This is a genomic window from Polaromonas sp. P1_G2 (assembly GCF_056405515.1).
The window spans coordinates 1-482 of sequence record NZ_JBFUBY010001019.1 but is presented as its reverse complement, the minus strand read 5'-3'; the positions used below and the strand labels follow the sequence as shown (position 1 = coordinate 482).

Annotated in this window: 1 protein-coding gene; it reads left to right on the top strand. The window is 50.6% G+C overall.

The features are described from left to right. Positions 1–141 precede the first annotated feature (141 nt). A partial coding sequence (locus tag AC1D0P_RS28845; protein WP_477679866.1) for a T6SS immunity protein Tdi1 domain-containing protein occupies positions 142–482 on the top strand: 341 nt, incomplete at its 3' end.

Sequence of the window (482 nt, the reverse complement as noted above, 5' to 3'; positions counted from 1 at the left end):
GAGTAACCGAATGAGGCTGCAAGACGGCACTTTTTGGGAAGTGACTTACCTTTTGGGAACCGGCGAAACGGCTGCGATCGGTACTTCTAAAACGACCATGCAAAGCTTGCGGCCGATAATAATCTCGGCCATGCTCCACATATGGACCACGCAACCGAATATCTCATCCCTTTCGTTCAGTTCCCGCTCGACATCGATCCTTGGCCTGAACTTTCCGGCTTCGTGCCGTTCGCGCGCAACTGCTTTGCCGACGTCTTTCTTCTTGATGAGATTGGGCAGGTCTATTTTTTTGATATTTCGTTGTCGGAGCTTTCAAAAATTGCAGAAGACCGGGATGAATTTCTATCCTTGATATCCGACGATCGCGATGGATGGCTGCTTCAGCCACTGGTGGATGCCTGTCGTCATGCCGGCCTCGGTCTGAAGGAAGGACAATGTTACGGGTTTAGACTGCCAACCCTACTTGGCGGTGAATATCGTAT